This window comes from Sphingomonas sp. 67-41 (genome assembly GCF_001899725.1).
In the GTDB taxonomy this organism is placed as follows: Bacteria; Pseudomonadota; Alphaproteobacteria; order Sphingomonadales; family Sphingomonadaceae; genus Sphingomonas; species Sphingomonas leidyi.
Genome location: NZ_MKWJ01000018.1, coordinates 64,530 through 78,920, shown reverse-complemented (window position 1 = coordinate 78,920; position 14,391 = coordinate 64,530). Strand labels below are relative to the sequence as shown.

Genomic DNA, 14,391 nt, shown 5'->3' with positions numbered 1-14,391 from the left:
ATGGCATCGACCCCGCCGAGCTGGAGAAGCTCGAAGCCAAGCTGAGCCGCGATCGCGAGATCGTCGAGCGCCGCGTGTTCCAGACCGCCACGCTCGACGACCTGTCGCTCGAAACCGGCGTGACCAAGGAGCGCGTCCGCCAGATCACCAAGCGCGCCGCCAAGGCGATCGCCGAGATCGCGGCGAACGACCCGCGCTTCGCCGTGATGGCCGAATATGGCCAGCCGGGCGCCCCCAAGCGCCGCCCCGCCCCGGCCGCGCGCACCACGCCGATCCTTCCCGACGCCAGCCTGCCGCACAATCGCCTGGCCAGCGTCCGCGCCGTCGACCCGAGCACGCTCTCGCCCGCCGCCACCACGGTCGCCGCCGAGCAATCGGAGCGCGTCGAAGCGGTCCAGCTCGCGGTCGCCCCGGCTCCGTCGAGCGCTTCGCTCCACTGATCGCATCGGAACGCCGAGCGCGTCCCGCCATATCCTATAATGCTCCCGAGAGGGCTGGAGGAACCGATGCATCGCAATTTCGACTGGCATGGCACCGAGGATTTCCCCGGTTCGCTGCCGCGCCCCAATCGCCGCCTGACCGCGCTCGCGCAGGACGTGGCGCGACTGGCGCGCCCGTTGCTGCCGGCCGGCAGCGAGCTGATCCTCGGCCTGGAAGCGACCGCCGACGGCCAGATCCACCTGCTCTGGTGGCGCCGGCGCGATTTCCGGCGGGTGGCGATCATCTCGGCCACGCCCGATGCCTTCTGCCCGGAGGATAGCGACGAGGGCGCGCTGCAAGATGCCGCGGCGGCACTGCTCGACTATCTCGCCGGCCGCTGGCCGACGCCGCCGGGCGCGCTGGGCGCGATCACCGATGGGACCGGCGTGGCCTTCGCCCCGGATCATCCCGCGCCTTCGGCCGAGGGCTGGCTGCTTCGCCACGCCACCGGCGAAAGCACGCTGGCGATGATCCTCGACCTTGATCCGGCCGGCCCGTGCGGGCTGCTGACGGGGGCCCAGGCGGCGGGTTCATTCCACTAACGGAATGCCGTTTACCTTGTATTATCCTTGAATTGCTTCAAGATACCCTCAGAATCGAGGGGATCGGTCATGGCAAGCGCGAACGGCAAGGGTAAGATGCGGGCGGGACCCGCAGGCGAACCCATGATCGACTTCTATCGTGCAATTGTCTTTCCGAACCGGGTGCGCGAGCAGCGGCAGCGGCATGGCTTTGCCAAACTGCTCCGCCTCTCGGCGAGGATTCCGGAAATCCCCTATATTCGTCTTTCGAAGATCGAACGCGGGGAAGTCGTCGCGCGCGCGGACGAGCTGCGCCGCGTCGCCGCCGCGCTCGGCATTGCCCCGGCCGAGCTGCTGCTCGACATCGATGCCGCCGATTTCGACATCGCCGCCTGGGCCGAGCCGTTCAGCGACGGCGCCCAGATCGACCTGAAGGAAGAGCGGTTCGCCGTGCTGCTCGGTGCCGCACTGCGCGCGCGCCGCACGCTCGATCCCGCGCTGACCATCGCCATGATCGAGCGCGACTACGGCCTGCCGCCGGTCAATCTTTCGCGCGTGGAGAACGCCCAGAAGCCGTTCGGCCGCTGGAACTCCGCCGTGCAACGCGCGCTGTTCGCGCTGTTCGGCGTTGCCGACGAGCCCGCGTTGCGCGCCGAAGTGGAGAAGCGCCGCGCCGCCGGCGTGCTCGACAGCTTTCTGGCCACGATCGCCAATCCCGAGACCCGGATCTCCCGCACGCGCGAGCGCGTTGCCGAACTCCTGGCGGCGCTGCGCGAGGAAGCGCCTGCGCCGGCCGTCGCCGCGACGGCGGCCCTGTTGCCGCTTCCCGGCGCGCCCGTGACTGCGATACGCTTGCTGCCCGTCTTCGGCGCCCCCCTGCCCCATGGCCTGATCGGCGACCAGCCGACCGGCAGGACCGTGGAGGCGCCGCATATCGCGGGGCCGCGCGCCTTCGGCCTGAAGGTTTGCCGCGCGACGCTGGGCGGCGGCCTGCCCGCCCAGGCGATCGTGGTCGCCGATCCCGATCGCCTGCCCGTGCCCGGCGGCATCGCCGCGTTGCGCGAGGAGGAGGGCTGGCGGCTGCTCTCGGTCGCTTCGGGCCGGGACGGGCGGATGATCGGCTACAGCATCAATCCCGACATGGAAGTATCGCTCGACGATTGCGATCCGGCCCGCCTGGCCGCGATCGTCTCTGCCGTCTTCCTCTGATCGCGGCGCCCGTGCTAGGGCGCCCTGCCATGGGGATCATCGTCGCGATCGAAGGCGCCGACGGCGTCGGCAAGAACACTACGTCGAAGCTGCTCTGCGAAACGCTCCAGGCAGCGGGCAAGACCGCCACGGTGATCGGCTTCCCCCGCTATGGCGAGACCGTCGCCGGCGTGACCATCGGCCGCTACCTGGCCGGGGACATGCCCGTGCCGGTGGGCCCCCATGCCGCCGCGACGCTCTATGCGCTCGACCGGTTCGAGTGGCGCGAGCAGATCCTCGCCGCAGCCGCGGCGCACGACGTGCTGATCTTCGACCGCTATGTCGCCTCGAACATGGCCTATCAGGGCGCGCGCGTGCCGGCGGAGGAGAGCCGCGCGCTGATGGAATGGATCCTGGCGCTCGAGACCGGCCAGTTCGCCCTGCCCATTCCCGCCCTCTCGATCTATCTGAACACGCCCTGGGAGCTCGCCCGCGCACTGATCCTGCAAAAGGCCGAGCGCAGCTATACGAGCAAGAGCTTCGACGAGTATGAAGCCGATGTCGCGCTCCAGCAGCGCGTGCGCGGCAATTACGAGTCGATCGTGGCGGCCGGCCTGCTCGGCCCCTGGCAGATGGTGCATGCCAGCAGCAACGGCACGATGCGCCCGCCGGCCGAGATCGTCGGCGAGATACTCGCGCTTCTGGAAGCGGTTCCGCAACAAGGCTGAAAGCGGCGCGACCGGCTTGACAGCCCACCCCGCGGCGCCGCATGGTAGCGCTATCAAAAGCAGATATTGGGGCGAGAGGATTTGAAAGCGTCTCCGGCGGAAGTGCTGCCTGTCGATCATGCCAAGGCGATTCTGGTTGGCCGTATCCTGACGGAAGCGGGGCCCAGCCCCGTGATCCTGCGCGGCGGCCGGATCCTTGACGTATCGGCCAGCGCGGCGACGGTATCCGACTTGCTCGACCATGCCGACCCGGCGGCGGTGGCCGGCGTCGACATCGGTGCCGTGTCCGACATTGGCAGCGATGACGGCCCCGTCCTGCTCGCTCCGATCGACCTGCAGTGCGTCAAGGCCTGCGGCGTGACCTTCGCCCTCTCGGCGATCGAGCGGGTGATCGAGGAACGCGCGCGCGGCGATGCCGACAAGGCGGTGGCGATCCGCGACGACCTGGAGGCCAGGATCGGCTCGGGCATCCGCGCGGTCGCTCCCGGCACGCCCGAGGCGGCGAGCCTCAAGGCGGCGCTGATTGAAGCGGGCATGTGGTCGCAATATCTCGAAGTCGCGATCGGCCCCGATGCCGAGGTGTTCACCAAGGCCCCCGTGCTCTCCGCGGTGGGCTGGGGCGCGGACATCGGCGTGCGTTCGGACAGCGACTGGAACAATCCCGAGCCCGAAGTGGTGCTGATCGTCGACCGGCACGGCACGCCGCGGGGCGCGACGCTGGGCAACGACGTCAACCTGCGCGACTTCGAGGGGCGCAGCGCCCTGCTGCTGGGCAAGGCCAAGGACAACAACGCCTCGACCGCGCTCGGGCCGTTCATCCGCCTGTTCGACGACGGCTTCACGATGGACGATGTCCGCGCCGCCGAGATCGACCTCGTCATCGACGGGCCCGAGGGCTATCGCCTCGAGGGCACCAACAAGATGAGCCAGATCAGCCGCGACCCCACCGAGCTGGTCCGCCAGGCGCTGAGCGAGCACCAATATCCGGATGGCTTCGCGCTGTTCCTGGGCACACTGTTCGCCCCGATCCAGGACCGCGACCATCCGGGCCGCGGCTTCACGCACAAGGACGGCGACCTGGTGCGCATCGCGAGCCCGAAGCTTGGCACGCTTGCCAATCGGGTCACCACTTCCAAGGCGGCCCCGCCCTGGACCTTCGGCATCCGCGAGCTGATGCGCAACCTGGCGGGCCGCGGCCTGCTGTGAGCGATTTACTCGGACAAATTAAACGCTATTCCAGGGTACCCTATTCTCATGTCGGAAGCTGATCCCATGCACGTGCCGCTCACTCGCGATCAGCGCGCCCTCTATCCGAGCCTGAAGGGCAAGCGCGTGCTGATCACCGGCGGCGGCTCCGGCATCGGCGCCGGCATGGTCGAGGGCTTTGTCCGCCAGGGCTGCGACGTCACCTTCTTCGACATCGCCGATGCGGAGTCGCAGGCGCTGATCGCCGGCCTTGCCGGCCTGGGGCAGCCGCCGGTCTACGAGCATGTCGACCTGATCGACGTGGCCGGCGCCAGGGCCCGGATCGCGCAGCTGATCGAGGATCATGGCAGCTTCGACATATTGGTGAACAACGCCGCGAACGACGATCGCCACAGGATCGAGGAAGTCACGGAAGAATATTGGGAAAACCGGCTCAACGTGAACCTGAGGCACTTGTTCTTCTGCGCCCAGGCAGTGATCCCGGGGATGAAGGCCAAGGGCGCCGGCGTGATCATCAACCTGGGCTCGATCTCCTGGCACCTCGCGCTGGAGGAGCTGACGCTCTACCAGACCGCCAAGGCCGGGATCGAGGGCCTGACCCGCAGCTTCGCGCGCGAGCTGGGCCCCGACAACATCCGCTCGGTCTGCATCGTGCCGGGCAATGTGAAGACCCCGCGCCAGATGAAATGGTACACGCCCGAGGGCGAGGCCGAGATCGTCAAGGCCCAGTGCCTGAAGGGCCGGCTGGTGCCCGACGACATCGCGGCGATGGCGCTGTTCCTCGCCTCGGACGATGCCCGGCTGATCACCGGCCACGAATATTTCGTCGACGCGGGCTGGCGCTGAACCATGGGCGTGGTGACCTCGGCACCTGCGAGTGTCTGGTCGCTCGCCGCGCCGCTGCTCGAAGGGCCCGTCTGGGTGGCGCGCGACGCAGCCCTGTGGTTCGTCGACATCAAGGGCCATCGGGTCCATCGCTATGATCCCGCGACGGGCGACAAGCGCAGCTGGGCCGCGCCCGGCCAGCTGGGCTTCGTGCTGCCGGCGGCAAGCGGCGGGTTCGTGGCGGGGCTGCAGACCGGGCTCGCCCGCTTCGACCCCGCCGACGGCAGCTTCACCCCTCTGGTCGATCCCGAGCCGGAACGGCCGGGCAACCGGCTGAACGACGCCACCGTCGATCCCGCCGGCCGGCTGTGGTTCGGCACGATGGACGACAGCGAGGCAGCCGATACGGGCGCGATTTACCGGCTGGCGGCGGACGGCCGCTGCATCGCCGCGAGCCCCTTCGTCTCGATCACCAACGGCCCGGCGGTTAGCCCTGACGGGCGGACGCTCTACCATATCGATACGCTGGGCGGCGTGATCCATGCCTGCGACCTGGCCGCGGACGGCAGCCTGGCCAACCGGCGCGAATTCGCCCGTATCCCCAACGAACAGGGCTATCCCGACGGGCCGACCATGGATGCCGAGGGCTGCCTGTGGGTGGGGCTGTACAAGGGATCGGCGGTACGCCGCTATGCCCCTGACGGGCAATTGCTGGAGACCGTGCGATTTCCCGTCGACGCGATCACCAAGATCGCCTTTGGCGGACCCGACCTCAAGACCGTCTATGCGACCACCGCCAACAAGCACCTCTCCCCCGCGGAGAAGGCGGCGAACCCCCATGCGGGCGACCTGTTCGCCTTCCGCGTCGCAGTGCCGGGGGTGGCGGGGACATTGATCCGCGAAGGCGCCTGATTCCGGGCCCCCGTTGGGCGACTATATAGTCAATTACATTGACTATCATGTGAATTGACTGTAAACGACTCACATGCCCGACGAACCCGCCATCCAGATCCCCCTGCCCGCGCTGCTGCGCCACGCGCGCCACACCTATGGCGCCGCGATGCGCGCAGCACTGGCGGAGGGCGGCTATGACGATATCCCCGGCAACGGGCTCTATGTGATCGGCGCGCTGGCGCTGGGCGAAGCGCCGCTTTCCCAGATCATCCGGGAGCTGCGCGTGAGCAAGCAGGCGGCAGGCCAGCTGGTGGATGCGCTGGTGCTGCGCGGCTATCTCGACCGACAGGTCGATCCCGCCGACCGGCGCCGGCTGACCGTGACGCTGACCGAGCGCGGCCGCGCCGCCGCCGACACCCAGATCGCCGCACGCATGGCGATCGATGCCGAGCTGGCCGCATGGGTGGGCGCGGAGAAGATCCGCCATGCCCGCGAAGTGCTCGCGGCGCTAATCGACATCGGCCGTAGCGGCGAGCCCGGCAGCGACTGAGCTCTCCCGCGCGGGGGGACGACGAACGAAATCAAGGTCTTCCCTAAGCCGGCACCAGCACCGTCACGTTGACGTCGATCCGGTGGCGATAGCCGAGGCGCTCGTACAGGGCGATTGCCGATGCATTGTCCGCATAAGCGTGCAGGAAGGGTATATCGCCTTGCTCCACGATGCGGGCGGCGACCGCGCGCATCAGCCTGCCGGCAAGGCCGAGGCCGCGGAAATCGGGGTGGGTGCAGACCCCGCTCACTTCGGCGAACCCAAGCGTCCGCATCCGCTCGCCGGCCATCGCGATCAGCCGGCCTTCGCGACGGACGCCGATGAAGCGGCCGAGCCGGTGGGTGCGGGCGAAGAAGGGGCCGGGCTCGGTCAGCGTCGCGAGCGCCAGCATCTGGGCCGCATCGGCATCACCCAGTTCCTCGAAGGCGAAGTCCGGATCGGCCGGCATCGGGGCCTCGGCAAGCATCTGGACGCCCATGCGGTGCTTCCGGACGATCGTGCCCGGGACCGGGGGCAGCGGGTCCTTCTCGATGACGATCGCCGGACCGGTGGCGGCGACCAGCGCACCGAGCATCACCAGCGGCTCGTAATTATGGCCAACCGCGGTGGCGAAGGTCGCATGATCCTGGTCGTAGCGGAGCGCCAGGCCCTGGCCGCGCGCGAGATGCTTCTGGCTGGTGCAGAGCGCGGCCCAGGCGGGATTGTCGAGCGAATGCATGGGAGTGGCTTAGCCCAATCCTCCCCCGGAGGGGGAGGATTTGCGACTAATGATTGTGCCTCGGCACCTTCTCGCTCGTCCGCCGGTATTTCAGCGCGAAATCGAGGACGCCGCCCTCGCCCAGCTGGCCCACCTTCTCGCGATAGAGCTCCTCCCAGGGCGTGTTGCTCTCCGGGATCGGCGGGGCCGGCTCGGCCTTGCGGCGCGCGATCTCGTCCGGCGCGACCAGCGCATCGCAGGTGCCGGCGTTCAGATCGATGCGGATCGTATCGCCGGTGCGCAGCCAGGCCAGGCCGCCGCCCGCCGCGCTCTCCGGCGAGGCGTTGAGGATCGAGGGGCTGTCGGACGTGCCCGACTGGCGGCCGTCGCCCAGCGTCGGCAGGCTCATGATGCCCCGCTGGATCAGGTGATCCGGCGGCTGCATGTTGACCACTTCCGCCGAACCGGGCCAGCCGATCGGGCCCGAGCCGCGGATGACGAGGATGCAGTTCTCGTCGATGCCCAGCGCCGGATCGTTGATGTTGTGGTGATAATCGTCCGAGCCGTCGAACACGATCGCGCGGCCCTCGAACACGCCTTCATGCCCCGGACGCGAAAGATAGCGGGCGCGGAAATCCTCGCCGATCACGCTGGTCTTCATGATCGCCATGTCGAACAAATTGCCCGACAGGACGAGGAACCCGGCCTTCTCCTTGAGCGGCTTGTCCCATGCGAAGATGACGTCGCGATCGCCGACATGGCTGTCGGCGATATTCTCTGCGAGCGTCCTGCCGGTGCAGGTCATCACCCCGCCGTCGAGCGCGCCATTGGCGAGCATCTCGGCGAGCACGGCCGGGATGCCGCCGGCACGGTGGAAGCGCTCGGAGAGATATTGGCCGGCGGGCTGCATGTTGACGACGAGCGGCAGGTCATAGCCTGCGCGCCAGTCGTCCGGCGTGATCGCGATGCCCGCATGCCGCGCCATCGCGTCGAGATGCGGCTGGGCGTTGGTCGAGCCGCCGATCGCGGTGAGCAGCCGGATCGCGTTGAGGAAGCTCGCACGCGTCAGGATCTTCGAGGGGCGGAGATCCTCATAGGCCATCTCGACGATGCGCTTGCCGGTCTCGTACGCCATCTGGCCACGCTCGCGATAGGGCGCCGGGATCATCGCGCAGCCGGGCAGCGACATGCCGAGCCCTTCCGCGATGCTGTTCATCGTCGAGGCGGTGCCCATGGTGTTGCAATGCCCCGAGCTGGGGGCGCTCTCCATCGCGCGGCGGAGGAACTCGGCCTCGTCGATCTCGCCGGCGGCCATCTTGCGGCGCGACCGCCAGATGACGGTGCCCGAGCCGACCAGCTCGCCTTCGTGCCAGCCGTCGAGCATCGGGCCGCCCGACAGGACGATCGCCGGAATATCGACGGTGGAGGCCGCCATCAGCGACGAGGGCGTGGTCTTGTCGCAGCCGGTGGTGAGGATCACCGCGTCGATGGGATAGCCGTTGAGGATCTCGACCAGGCCGAGATAGGCGAGGTTGCGGTCGAGCGCCGCAGTGGGACGGCGGCAATTCTCGAAGATCGGGTGGAGCGGGAATTCCATCGGCACGCCGCCCGCCGCGAGGATGCCGGCGCGGGCGCGCTTCACCGTCTCCAGATGGATGCGGTTGCACGGCGCGATGTCGGACCCCGACTGGGCGATGCCGATGATCGGCTTGCCGCTCGTCAGTTCCTCCGGCGTGATGCCGTAGTTCATGAAGCGCTCGAGATAGAGCGCCGCCATGTCGGCGCGGCCCGGCGCGGCGAACCATTCGCGCGAGCGGAAGGGGCGGACGGGGGTGCGGGTCATATTTCCTCTTCATCCTCCCCGGCACGGGGAGGGGGACCGCCGCGACGCGGTGGTGGAGGGGGCTCTCCTCGAAGGATGTGGCTGGTGGAGAGCCCCCTCCACCAGCCTTCGGCTGGTCCCCCTCCCCGTGCCGGAGAGGAATTGCGAACTCACCCCTCCATCGCCTCCAGTTCCTTGCCCTTGGTCTCGTGGATGAACTTCTGGACCAGGAAGAAGCTGATCACCGCGCAGGCGCCGTAGAAGACATAGCTGCCGGCGAGGCTCTGCGAGGCCATCCACGGGAAGGTCTGCGCGATCAGATAGTTGGCGAACCACTGGGCGAAACCGCACACCGCCAGCGCCGAGCCGCGGATCTGGTTCGGGAACATCTCGCCGAGCATCACCCACATCACCGGGCCCCAGCTGACGTTGAAGAAGATCACGTAGAGATTGGCCGCGATCACGGCGACCATGCCGAGATCGCTCGACAGCACCAGCTTGCCGTTCGTGTCGAGCGTGCCCTGGCTGAAGGCGAAGACCATCACGAACAGCGTGGCCGCCATGCCGGCCGACCCGATCAGCAGCAGCGGCTTGCGGCCGATCCGGTCGATCACCGCGATCGTCACGAAGCAGGCGGCGATCGAGACCGCGCCCGAGATGATGTTGATCAGCAGCGCATCGCTCTGCTTGAAGCCGGCGAGCTGCCACAGCGTCTCGCCATAATAGAAGATCACGTTGATGCCGACGAGCTGCTGGAACACCGCGAGCAGCAGGCCGGCCCAGACGATCGGGCGGATGCCGAGAAAGCCGCCGTTCGGCGCGAGCACATCGGCCAGGCGCGGACGATGGTCGCTCGAGAAGCTGGCCTGGATCTCGGCGAGCTTGAGCGCGCCGTCCGTGGCGCCGAACAGGCTGGTCAGGACCTTCAGCGCCTCGGGGTTGCGGCCCTTGGCGACGAGGTAGCGCGGGCTCTCAGGGATGAAGAACAGGGCGACGAGGAATACCGCGGCAGGCACCGCCTGGGCGAGGTACATCCAGCGCCACGCTTCGATCCCGCCAAGCTCGTTGAGCGAATTGCCCGCCGCCTGGGCGACGAAATAATTCACCACGAACGCGGCGGTGAGGCCGGAGATGATCATGATCTGCTGCACCGTCGTCATCCGGCCGCGGATGCTGGCGGGGGCGACTTCGGAGATATAGGCGGGCGACAGCACCGAAGCCGCGCCCACCGCCATGCCGCCGCACAGGCGGGCGATCAGGAAGATGAGATGGTCGTGCGAAATGCCCTGGACGATCGCGCCGCCGAGGAAGAGCAGGGCGGCCAGGCGCATCACGTTGCGGCGACCCATCGAATCGGCGAGCGTGCCGGCGAAGAAGGCGCCGATGAAGCAGCCGATCAGCAGCGAGCCGACGGTGAAGCCAAGCCACCAGTCGTCCAGCGCGAATGCCGCCCGCAAGCCGTCCTGCGTGCCGTTCACCGCGCCGCTGTCATAGCCGAAAAGCAGTCCGCCGATCGTCGCCACCGCGACGATGGCGCCGATCAGGCCCATATTGGCCCTTTGCGCCGCATCATTCATTCGCTCTATCCCCTCCATCGCGCCCCGTCCGGGCGAATTGTTAGCGGTAACGGTGGCGCTATCCGAGGGGAAAAGCAAGTAGGGTTGCTTCCGCCGGGCGACTCTGTCCCACGTTGTCATGCTGGACCTGTTTGGGCCGGGGGCCAAGCCCCCCCGATATCGTCATGCGGGGGCCAGGGTTTCTCCGACCGTCTCGCACACGGCTCTGGATCCCCGCCTGCGCAGGGATGACGAATGGCCGGTGACGGGAGTGGCCTAGCGCCAGCTCTTCTTCCCCGCCGCCGGCGCGCGCGCGGCGCCGGGCGGCGGGCCGGAGGACTCGCGCAGGATCAACTCGTGGTCGAGCACCTGCTCCTCCAGCTTGTCGGTGGTGCCGGCGCGGTGGGCCCGCAGCCGGGCGAGCAGCAGCGTCAGCGCGCTCTCCGCCATCGCGGCGATCGGCTGGCGGACGGTGGTGAGCTCGGGCCACATGGTGGTGGCGAGCGACGTGTCGTCGAAGCCGACGATGCTGATGTCCTGCGGCACGTGCAGCCCGCGCCGGTGCGCGACGCCCACCGCAGCCGCGGCCATGTCGTCGTTCGAGGCGAAGATCGCGGTCGGCGGATCCTTGCGGTCGAGCAGCCGCTCGGCCGCGACGATCCCCGAGCGGAAGGTGAAATAGCCCTGCTCCACCGGCATCGCCTTCACGTCGAGCCCGGCGGCCTCGACCGCTTCCACGAAGCCGCGATGGCGCTCGGCGGAGCTGGTCTGGTTGGGGTTGCCGCGGATGAAGCCGATCCGGCGATGGCCGAGATCGATCAGGTGCCGGGTCATCGCGGCGGCGGCGGCGGCATCGTCGATCCGCACGTTGAGGCTGCGCTCGGGCGGCAGCCCCATCGCGACCGAGACCCAGGGGATGCCGGCCGTCTCCAGCTCGGCGCGGACCGGCGCGGCTTCGGACAGCGGCGGCGGCAGGATCACGCCTTCCACGCTGGTGGAGGCGAACTGGCGCGTCGCCTCGGCCTGCTCGTCCGCCCGCTCGCCTTCGCAGGCCTCGAGCACCAGGTGGCAGCCGGCCCGCCTCGCGGCGGCGAGCGCGCCGATCAGGAATTGCGAGAGATAGGCCGCGGACGGGTTCGAATAGAGCAGGCCGATCTGGGTCGCCTCGCCCGCCGCGAGGCTGCGCGCCGCGCTGTTGGGCGAATAGTTCAACGTCGCGATCGCCTCGAGAACCGCCTGGCGGGTGGTTTCCCTGACATTGGATCCGCCATTGACCACGCGCGAGACCGTCATCGCGGAAACGCCGGCGGCGCGCGCGACGTCCTGTACGGTGACCGTGCCTCGGCTTCTGCGGCTGGGTCTGCTCATCGTTTCGGGGATATGCCGCGATTAGCGTAAATGCAATCGGCGTGACCCGGTTGACCGCTACGGATTCCCGCTGATAGTGATAGCGCTACCATAGATCAACGAAGCCGGCGCCCGAGCGCCGCGACCCAGAGGAGAGGAACGTGCGCAATTTCCGCCGCATCGCCGCGCTTGCCATCGCCGCCACGGCGCTGACTCCCGTTATCGCCCCCGCGGCGCACGCCCAGACCGCCAAGGCGGAGCGCCCGCTCTACAAGGAAGCCGGCCAGCCGATCGATGCCCGCGTCGAGGACCTGCTCGGCCGGATGACGCTGGAGGAGAAGGTCGCCCAGCTGGTCGCGATCTGGCTGAAGAAGGACGCGATCCAGACGCCGGCGGGCGATTTCGATCCGGCGAAGGCGAGCGCCGCCTTCCCCAACGGCCTGGGCATGATCTCGCGCCCGTCGGACCGCAAGGGCGTGGCGGCGGGCACCGCCAATGCCGGTGCCGATGTGGCGGCCAATCGCGGCCCGGTGGAGACCGCGACCTATATCAACGCCGCGCAGAAATGGTCGATGGAGAGGACCCGGCTCGGCATCCCGATGATCATGCACGAGGAGGCGCTGCACGGGCTGGTCGCCCCCGGCGCGACCAGCTTCCCCCAGTCGATCGCCCTCGCCTCCACCTGGAATCCGGGCCTGCTCGAGAAGATATTCTCGGTCGCCGCCGCCGAGGCGCGGGCGCGTGGCGCCAATCTGGTGCTGGCCCCGGTGGTCGACGTGGCGCGCGACCCGCGCTGGGGCCGCATCGAGGAGACCTATGGCGAGGACCCCTATCTCGTCTCGGAAATGGGGCTGGCGGCGATCCGCGGCTTCCAGGGCACCACGCTGCCGCTGGCCCGGGACAAGGTGTTCGTCACGCTGAAGCACATGACCGGGCATGGCCAGCCGGACAACGGCACCAATGTCGGCCCCGCCTCGCTGGGCGAGCGCACGCTGCGCGAGGATTTCTTCCCGCCCTTCGAAAGCGCGGTGACGCAGCTGCCGGTGCGCGCGGTGATGGCCAGCTACAACGAGATCGACGGCATCCCCAGCCACGCCAACAAATGGCTGCTGCATGACGTGCTGCGCGGCGAATGGGGCTTCAAGGGCGCGGTGGTGAGCGATTATTTCGCGATCCGCGAGCTCGTGACCCAGCACAGGATGTTCAAGGACGTGAAGGACGCCGGCGCGCGCGCGATCGATGCGGGCGTCGACGTCGAGACTCCCGACGGCGAAGGTTTCAACTTCCTGGTGCAGCTGGTCCGCGAGGGCAAGGTGAGCCAGGGCCAGATCGACAATGCGGTGCGCCGCGTGCTCGAGATGAAGTTCGAGGGCGGGCTGTTCGAGAATCCCTATGCGGACGCGAAGCTGGCCGCCAAACGGACCAATACGCCCGAGGCGATCGCCCTGGCCCGCCAGGCGGCGCGGGAGTCCGTCGTCCTCCTCAAGAACGCGAACGGACTGCTCCCGCTCGACGCCGCCGGCATCAAGCGGATGGCGGTGATCGGCACGCACGCCAGGGACACGCCGATCGGCGGCTATTCGGACGTGCCGAACCATGTGGTCTCGGTGCTGGAGGCCATGCAGGCCGAGGGCAAGGGCAAGTTCCAGGTCGATTATTCGGAAGGCGTGCGGCTGACCGAAGGGCGCGTCTGGGCACAGGACAAGGTGACCCTCACCGACGCCGCAACGAACGCCAGGCTGCGCGCCGATGCGGTGGCGGCGGCGAAGGATGCCGATGTCGTGGTGATGGTGCTGGGCGGCAACGAGGCGCTGAGCCGCGAGGCCTGGGCCGACGAGCATCTGGGCGACAGCGACACGCTCGACCTGCCCGGGCCCCAGGACCAGCTGGCGAAGGAGATCTTCGCGCTGGGCAAGCCGGTGGTGGTGATCCTGCTCAACGGCCGGCCCTATGCGGTCAATTATCTCGCCGAAAAGGCCCCGGCGCTGATCGAGGGCTGGTATCTGGGCGAGCAGACCGGCAACGCGCTGGCCGACGTGGTGTTCGGCCGCTTCAACCCGGGCGGCAAGCTGCCCGTGTCGATCGCGCGCGGCGTGGGCCAGCTGCCGATCTACTATAACCGCAAGCCGACCGCGCGGCGCGGCTATCTGTTCGGCGACACGACGCCGCTCTATCCGTTCGGCTATGGCCTTTCCTATTCGACCTTCGAGATGGGTGCGCCGGTGCTGGGCGCGGGCACGATCGGGGTCTCGGACAAGGTGACGGTGAAGGTGGACGTGGCCAACACCGGCAAGCGCGCCGGGGACGAAGTCGTCCAGCTCTATGTGCGCGACGACGAGGCGAGCGTGACCCGGCCGCTGATCGAGCTGAAGCGCTTCCAGCGCGTGACGCTCCAGCCCGGCGAGAGGAAGACCGTGTCCTTCGAGCTGACGCCCCAGGACCTGTCGCTGTGGAACGTGCAGATGAAGCGCGTGGTGGAGCCGGGAACCTTCACCATCTCGGCCGGGCCGAATTCGGTGGACCTGAAGAGCGCGACCCTGACGGTGCGGTGACGTTTCAACTCAACCCTCTCCCGCC

General features: G+C 68.5%; 13 protein-coding genes. 9 read left to right on the top strand and 4 right to left on the bottom strand.

Annotation, left to right across the window (positions count from 1 at the left end):
* The 8 genes from BGP17_RS09860 to BGP17_RS09825 all read left to right on the top strand — a co-directional run.
* A partial coding sequence (locus BGP17_RS09860; RefSeq protein ID WP_286711864.1) for a sigma factor-like helix-turn-helix DNA-binding protein occupies window positions 1-440 on the top strand: 440 nt, incomplete at its 5' end.
* A 66-nt stretch (window positions 441-506) separates the two neighbouring features.
* Window positions 507-1,022 (top strand): hypothetical protein, encoded by a 516-nt coding sequence (locus BGP17_RS09855; RefSeq protein ID WP_167301656.1) that lies wholly within the window; start codon window positions 507-509, stop codon window positions 1,020-1,022.
* Between the two features lie 123 nt (window positions 1,023-1,145).
* A complete protein-coding gene (locus BGP17_RS09850) occupies window positions 1,146-2,210 on the top strand; it encodes a helix-turn-helix domain-containing protein (RefSeq protein WP_243857737.1) in 1,065 nt (354 codons plus the stop codon).
* A gap of 29 nt (window positions 2,211-2,239) precedes the next feature.
* Window positions 2,240-2,917, top strand: a complete 678-nt coding sequence (locus tag BGP17_RS09845; RefSeq protein ID WP_286711863.1) for a nucleoside/nucleotide kinase family protein — start codon at window positions 2,240-2,242, stop codon at window positions 2,915-2,917.
* A gap of 81 nt (window positions 2,918-2,998) precedes the next feature.
* A complete protein-coding gene (locus BGP17_RS09840; protein WP_286711862.1) occupies window positions 2,999-4,123 on the top strand; it encodes a fumarylacetoacetate hydrolase family protein in 1,125 nt (374 codons plus the stop codon).
* 48 nt (window positions 4,124-4,171) lie between these two features.
* Window positions 4,172-4,969 (top strand): D-xylose 1-dehydrogenase, encoded by a 798-nt coding sequence (gene xylB, locus BGP17_RS09835; RefSeq protein ID WP_286711861.1) that lies wholly within the window; start codon window positions 4,172-4,174, stop codon window positions 4,967-4,969.
* A 3-nt stretch (window positions 4,970-4,972) separates the two neighbouring features.
* A complete protein-coding gene (locus tag BGP17_RS09830; protein WP_286711860.1) occupies window positions 4,973-5,860 on the top strand; it encodes an SMP-30/gluconolactonase/LRE family protein in 888 nt (295 codons plus the stop codon).
* Window positions 5,861-5,933: 73 nt separating this feature from the next.
* A complete protein-coding gene (locus tag BGP17_RS09825) occupies window positions 5,934-6,392 on the top strand; it encodes a MarR family winged helix-turn-helix transcriptional regulator (RefSeq protein WP_286711859.1) in 459 nt (152 codons plus the stop codon).
* A gap of 43 nt (window positions 6,393-6,435) precedes the next feature.
* On the opposite strand, the gene BGP17_RS09820 is transcribed toward BGP17_RS09825, so the two are convergent.
* The 4 genes from BGP17_RS09820 to BGP17_RS09805 form a co-directional block, all read right to left on the bottom strand.
* Window positions 6,436-7,110 carry a GNAT family N-acetyltransferase gene (locus tag BGP17_RS09820; protein ID WP_286711858.1) on the bottom strand — a complete coding sequence of 225 codons (675 nt, stop codon included), beginning with the start codon at window positions 7,108-7,110 and terminating at the stop codon, window positions 6,436-6,438.
* A gap of 46 nt (window positions 7,111-7,156) precedes the next feature.
* The gene (locus tag BGP17_RS09815; protein WP_286711857.1) at window positions 7,157-8,932 is read right to left on the bottom strand and encodes an IlvD/Edd family dehydratase; all 1,776 of its coding nucleotides are present in this window, start codon (window positions 8,930-8,932) and stop codon (window positions 7,157-7,159) included.
* 149 nt (window positions 8,933-9,081) lie between these two features.
* Window positions 9,082-10,488 (bottom strand): sugar porter family MFS transporter, encoded by a 1,407-nt coding sequence (locus BGP17_RS09810; RefSeq protein ID WP_286711856.1) that lies wholly within the window; start codon window positions 10,486-10,488, stop codon window positions 9,082-9,084.
* Window positions 10,489-10,743: 255 nt separating this feature from the next.
* On the bottom strand, window positions 10,744-11,835 hold the full coding sequence (locus tag BGP17_RS09805) for a LacI family DNA-binding transcriptional regulator (RefSeq protein ID WP_286711855.1): 1,092 nt from the start codon (window positions 11,833-11,835) through the stop codon (window positions 10,744-10,746).
* A gap of 140 nt (window positions 11,836-11,975) precedes the next feature.
* On the opposite strand from BGP17_RS09805, the gene BGP17_RS09800 reads away from it, so the two are divergent.
* Window positions 11,976-14,366, top strand: a complete 2,391-nt coding sequence (locus BGP17_RS09800; protein ID WP_286711854.1) for a glycoside hydrolase family 3 N-terminal domain-containing protein — start codon at window positions 11,976-11,978, stop codon at window positions 14,364-14,366.
* The last annotated feature ends 25 nt before the right edge of the window (window positions 14,367-14,391 follow it).